This window comes from Streptomyces sp. NPDC001634 (assembly GCF_040298185.1).
In the GTDB taxonomy this organism is placed as follows: Bacteria; Actinomycetota; Actinomycetes; order Streptomycetales; family Streptomycetaceae; genus Streptomyces.
In genome coordinates, this window is sequence record NZ_JBEOZU010000184.1 from 3,174 (window position 1) to 7,166 (window position 3,993).

General features: G+C 68.4%; 8 protein-coding genes and 1 pseudogene. 6 read left to right on the forward strand and 3 right to left on the reverse strand.

All coding sequences use genetic code 11. The annotated features are described in order from the left end of the window. Positions 1-75 precede the first annotated feature (75 nt). Positions 76-440: pseudogene (locus ABT186_RS47095) on the forward strand (DUF2975 domain-containing protein); the annotation flags it as partial. Then, positions 440-661, forward strand: a complete 222-nt coding sequence (locus ABT186_RS47100; RefSeq protein WP_351232506.1) for a helix-turn-helix domain-containing protein — start codon at positions 440-442, stop codon at positions 659-661. The pseudogene ABT186_RS47095 and the gene ABT186_RS47100, both read left to right, overlap by 1 nt. An 18-nt stretch (positions 662-679) precedes the next feature. On the opposite strand, the gene ABT186_RS47105 is transcribed toward ABT186_RS47100, so the two are convergent. Together ABT186_RS47105 and ABT186_RS47110 are read right to left on the reverse strand one after the other, a co-directional pair. Beyond that, on the reverse strand, positions 680-868 hold the full coding sequence (locus tag ABT186_RS47105) for a hypothetical protein (protein ID WP_351232504.1): 189 nt from the start codon (positions 866-868) through the stop codon (positions 680-682). Between the two features lie 91 nt (positions 869-959). Next, the gene (locus ABT186_RS47110) at positions 960-1,781 is read right to left on the reverse strand and encodes a PIG-L deacetylase family protein (protein WP_351232503.1); all 822 of its coding nucleotides are present in this window, start codon (positions 1,779-1,781) and stop codon (positions 960-962) included. Between the two features lie 70 nt (positions 1,782-1,851). Between ABT186_RS47110 and ABT186_RS47115 the strand changes: the two genes are divergently transcribed. The 3 genes from ABT186_RS47115 to ABT186_RS47125 all read left to right on the forward strand — a co-directional run bounded on the left by ABT186_RS47115 (position 1,852) and on the right by ABT186_RS47125 (position 3,108). Next, positions 1,852-2,115, forward strand: coding sequence for a DUF397 domain-containing protein (locus tag ABT186_RS47115; protein ID WP_351930582.1), 264 nt, complete (start codon positions 1,852-1,854; stop codon positions 2,113-2,115). Positions 2,116-2,248: 133 nt separating this feature from the next. Further along, the gene (locus ABT186_RS47120) at positions 2,249-2,689 is read left to right on the forward strand and encodes an NUDIX domain-containing protein (RefSeq protein WP_351930588.1); all 441 of its coding nucleotides are present in this window, start codon (positions 2,249-2,251) and stop codon (positions 2,687-2,689) included. After that, positions 2,596-3,108, forward strand: coding sequence for a recombinase family protein (locus tag ABT186_RS47125; protein ID WP_351930589.1), 513 nt, complete (start codon positions 2,596-2,598; stop codon positions 3,106-3,108). The genes ABT186_RS47120 and ABT186_RS47125 overlap by 94 nt, the downstream gene beginning before the upstream one ends. A 56-nt stretch (positions 3,109-3,164) precedes the next feature. Here the strand turns inward: ABT186_RS47125 and ABT186_RS47130 are convergent, their stop codons facing one another. Next, a complete protein-coding gene (locus tag ABT186_RS47130) occupies positions 3,165-3,788 on the reverse strand; it encodes a TetR/AcrR family transcriptional regulator (protein ID WP_351930584.1) in 624 nt (207 codons plus the stop codon). A 76-nt stretch (positions 3,789-3,864) separates the two neighbouring features. Here ABT186_RS47130 and ABT186_RS47135 point away from each other — a divergent pair. Continuing rightward, on the forward strand, positions 3,865-3,993 hold a 129-nt coding region (locus ABT186_RS47135; RefSeq protein WP_351930590.1), incomplete at its 3' end, for an NAD(P)H-binding protein.

Consider the following 3,993-nt stretch of genomic DNA (forward strand, 5'->3'; position numbering starts at 1 on the left):
CCGCCTTGTTGTTTTTCGTTTTTTTTTGGGGTGGGTTCTTTCTTGGTGGGGTCCCCCTGGTGGGGGGTGGGCGGCCCCGCCCCCCGCTGCGCGTGATCACGATCCTGGGCATCGGAACGGCCCAGGTCGCCCTGGTCTGTGTATGGCGACTGGTAACGATGGTGCGACGCGGAACCGTGTTCTCCCACGCCGCCTTCCGGTACGTGGACGTCATCATCGGCGCGATCATTGCGGCTGCTCTCGTGTGGTTCGCGGTCACGGCCCTGAATGCGCCGGGCCAGCGGGACGACCCGGGCGTCACCCTCATCATGGGCGGGATTGGCGTGGCCATTCTGGGAGTCGCGCTCATCGTGCTCGTGCTGCGGATGCTGCTCGCCCAGGCCGTCGCCCGCGACGTCGAAGCGGCGCAGATGCAGGCCGAGTTGGACGAGGTGATCTGATGCCGATCGCCGTCGACATCGACGTGATGCTGGCCAAGCGGAAGATGTCCGTGGGCGAACTCGCAGACCGCGTAGGGATCACGCCCGCCAACCTGGCGGTACTCAAGAACGGCCGCGCCAAGGCGGTGCGCTTCGCGACGCTCGCCGCACTCTGCGAGGTGCTCAAGTGCCAGCCAGGCGACCTGCTTCGCTGGGAGCCCGAGGACACCGCGGGCGAATGAACCGTGCCTGCCGACGCGTCACCGCCGATCCCGCTTGCCTTTGACCAACTCCGCGAGCATCCCGGGGCCGTACCCGGGGAGATCCCGGGCCTGCTGGAGCGTCTGGCCGAGGTGCCGGACCCTCGCGATCCGCGCGGCGTACGGCACGCTCTGGTCGTGGGCTTCGGCCGCGCACACCTCCCACTCCTCCGTAAACGCATCCTTCACATCCCATGACCGTGCATCGGTCACAAGATCTCCGACGGCACGTCGTCATCTCCCGATCCGCCCGGGCAGGCCCCATCGGCCGAACACGACGCTATGGGGCCGGCTGGAAGATGTCAGCGAAGGCCTCGGACGGGGCTGTTGCCCGAGCCTCGACAAACCATTCCCGACCGAACACCCAACCGAAGACAGGGGCCGGAAGACGAACCACCACCCTCATCACGGGAGCAAGCCGGCCCGACCCTGATACCTCCGAACGGTGGGCGGCAAGAGCCGCCTGTTTCTGACCGGCGAACCGTCGGACATCAATGGTGTGGGTGATGGCCGCGCGCGAACTGTAGGCGGTGCGCAGCGCATCCGCGTCGAACCTAAACGGGATCCTCAGCAGGCGCACCAGCTTCACCAGGCGAACCACGACATCACGCGGCATGGTCGCCTCCAGTACCCGATGTACCCCGGCCAGCTCGGCGGCACGCTTGCCAACTTCGTGCACCCTGACGTGGTCGCGATGGCCGTATCCGCCATTGGCGTCGTAGCTGATAAGCAAGTCCGCGTCTTCCTCGCGCAAGACGGCGGCCAGCCGCTCGGCCGCCTCCTCCGTGTCTGCCCGCACGAAGCGTGCCCGATCCGGCGGATCCGGATAGAGCACGGCACCATGGCCGCTGTTCGCATACCCCAGGTGCACGACGCGTGTCACGCCCAGCACGGCCGCGCTCGCCCGCAGTTCACTCAGGCGTGGCGCTCCGCCCTCCGGCGCGGCATCCATGAGGCCATCCGTGGCGACCACGATCACCACGCGGTGTCCCTCGGCTGCGACCCGCGCGAGCGTGCCACCCGTTAGGAACACCTCGTCGTCCGGGTGGGCGTGAAACGCCAAGACGGTTGCCATGGGCCCATCCTGGACCATGGCACTCATCGGTGTCTCCTGCCTCACCTCGCACATGCTCCGCCGGCCAGGACCCAGCGGAGGCGGAGCGATACGAAACGTGACCACCCCAGCGGCCCGCTCCACCGACTCCACCACCACACCGGCCAAATGCGGCAGCAACTGCCTCAAATCCCCTGAACCGCACACCCAGTTGATGCCCAGTTCAGACCGACTCCGTCACAAGATCTCCGACAGAGCCGAATTGCCTGAACGTCGACACTTCCGCGACTCCAAGAACTTCGACCAGCAACCGCTGCTCTTCGCCACCGACGCTTACGATGCCTTCATCGGTGGCCTTGAGCAGTTGGAACTGCCCATCTGAACCGCATCACTGAACGACATGACGCCTCCACCCCGCCGGGAAACCGCCCGCGGCATCGTCCTCGACGCCGACGGCCGCGTCCTGCTACTGCGCTACGACGAAAACGGCGGGCTGGGCGACGCCCGGCGGCTCACTGGAGGACGGAGAGGACCACACCACGGCGACGCTCCGGGAACTGCGCGAAGAACTTGGTATCGACGGTACGGCGGTCGAACTGGGGGAGCATCTCGCGGAGCGCAGCAAGGACCACCTGGTCGGTGGACGCGAAGTCCGGCAGGTGGAACGGTACTTCCTCACCCGTGTCTCCGCGGCCGCAGTTGGTCCGACGCGCGCCACGCAGGCCGACAACATCCGCGAGCACCGTTGGTGGACCTTTCCCGAACTGCGGGCCACCCAGGACACGGTCTATCCCGCAGGCCTTGCTGATCTGGTCGCTGCCGTCACCGAAGGACGGACGCCGAAGCGGCCTGTCGTCCTGACCTGCGGGCGGCTAACGCCCTCGGCGAAGCGGACATCCGCGAGTCGCGGATCTACGTCGACAAGAAAAGCGGAGCCACCGTCAAGCCCGGCCTGACTGACCTGCTCGCCTACGCCCGCCCGGGCGACACCATCGTGGTGCACACCCTCGACCGGCTCGGCCGCAACCTGCGCGAAGTCCTCAACCTCGTCCACGACCTGAACGACAAGCAGATCGGCGTGCGCTCACTCGCCGACCCGCTGCCGATCAACACCGCCGACGAGGGCATGGGCCGCATCGCCTTCCTGCTGCTGGCACTGTTCGCCGAGATGGAGCGCGCCTTCACCGCTGAGCGGGCCGCCCACGCCCGCGCCGTCGCCGAAGCAGCTGGCCGCCGCATCGGCGGCCCCGTAGCCCACCCCTCCGACAGGATCGAGTACGCGCGCCTGCTCAAGGAGCAGGGCAGCAGCTACGGGGAGATCAGTGCCAAGACCGGCATCCCGAAAAGCTCCCTGCACCGCTACCTACAGGGGTAGCGGCACTGGAGGCGCTGAGGTGGTCAAGGCCGGACGGCGCCTGAACCAAAGGCCGGTCAGCCCCGACGGCCTGCGCTGGTGGTTGCCGCGGTGCGCGGCCTCGGGGCCAGTGCCGCGCGTAGCGCCGGGGTGAGGATGTGGCGGATCTCGGACGGGTTGAGGGTGGCAGGGGTGGGGAGGGGGTTGAGGTAGCGGGTGTAGATGAGGCCGCCGAGGATCGTCACCACGGCCGTGGCGCGGGCGGTCGCATCCCGGCCGCCGAGAAATTCAACAAGCCGGGCCAGCAGCTCGTGTTCCAGGTACTCGCGGATCACCTCGGCGGCCTCGTCGCCCTGGCCGGTGAGCTGTCGGAAGTCGGCGTCCCCCCACAGGTCCGTCACCGCGTCGATCAGGCGGTCAGGGAGGGTGGCCGGGTCGCCGCCGAGGACGGCGTCCGCCGCCAGCGCGTTGGCGCACTGGAACTGCATTACCTCCGCGAACAGGCCCTTCTTCGAGCCGAAGTGGTACGCGATCAGCGCCGGGTCGACCCCGGCAGCCCCGGCCACCGCGCGCACGGTGGTGCCCCGGTAGCCGCGCTCCAGGAACAGCGCGCGGGCCGCCGAGACGATCGACTCGCGGGTCGGCGGGTTGCCACGGGGCCGGCCTCGGGTGCGGGCGGGCGCAGGGGCGTCGTTATTCATCAGCGTTGAGCCTGCGTTGCGTGGTCGGCACAGTCAAGGGCGTTCCGCGAACCACACGAAGGGATGACCCGACACCATGCGTATCGCAGTCTTCGGCGCCAACGGACCGACTGGCCGCCACCTCACCGACCAGGCTCTCGCCGCCGGCCACGAGGTCGTCGCCGTAACCCGCCGCGCCGACTCCCTCACCGAGCGGCCCGGCCTC